This window comes from Streptomyces sp. LaBMicrA B280 (assembly GCF_049222185.1).
Lineage (GTDB): Bacteria > Actinomycetota > Actinomycetes > Streptomycetales > Streptomycetaceae > Streptomyces > Streptomyces murinus.
The window spans coordinates 1-803 of the sequence record NZ_JBMJCT010000055.1; the positions used below are offsets into that span (position 1 = coordinate 1).

An 803-nucleotide genomic window follows, 5' to 3' on the forward strand; every position below is an offset into this window, starting at 1 on the left:
CTAGATGAGTGAGTCCGATGTGTGTGCTGGTCGCGACCATGGCGAAGGGCGCCCGTTGGTCAGTGTGTGAAGACAAACCTGGACGCCCTTCTGGCGGCACTGTACGTGTTCATCGACGACCATGTGGCGCCTTGTCGCCGGATCGGGCGACCCCCGAAACTCACGGACGCCGAACTGCTGTGCCTGGCGGTCGCCCAGGTCCTGCTCGGCTTTCCGTCCACCCGGCACTGGATCCGCTTCGCCCATGCCCGGCTCGGGCATCTCTTCCGCTATCTGCCCCAGCAGTCCGCCTACAACAAGCGCCTCAACGCCGCCGGGCCGCTGATCAGCCACGTCATCGAGATGCTCGCCCGGCAGGTGCCCACCTGGCACGACAACCTCCGCCTGATCGACTCCACGCCGCTGCCCTGCGCGGCCTCCCGCGAGACCGCCAAACGCTCCGAGCTGGCCGGACACGCCGGATACGGCTACTGCCGCAGCCACTCCCGGTTCTTCTGGGGCTTCCGCCTCTACCTGCTCACCACCGCCGAGGGCATGCCCGTGTCCTGGTGCCTGGCGAACCCGAAACTGGGCGAACGGGAGGTGATGACCGCACTGCTGGAACGTGACCGTCACCTCGTCCGCAGCGGTCAGGTGATCCTGTCCGACAAAGGCTTCGCCGGCCGGGAGTTCGAGGCATTCCTGACCGAGCGCCTGGGCGTCCGTCTGATGCGGCCGGACCGGAAGGACGAGCCGGTCCGGCACGGCCGCCTGGCCCGCGTCCGCCAGTGGATCGAAGCGGTCTTCGACACACTCAAAGGCCA

Annotated in this window: 1 protein-coding gene; it reads left to right on the forward strand. The window is 67.5% G+C overall.

What is annotated here, in order from left to right:
- Positions 1 to 66 precede the first annotated feature (66 nt).
- On the forward strand, positions 67 to 803 hold a 737-nt coding region (locus ACLF5H_RS31515), incomplete at its 3' end, for an IS982 family transposase (protein WP_421679425.1).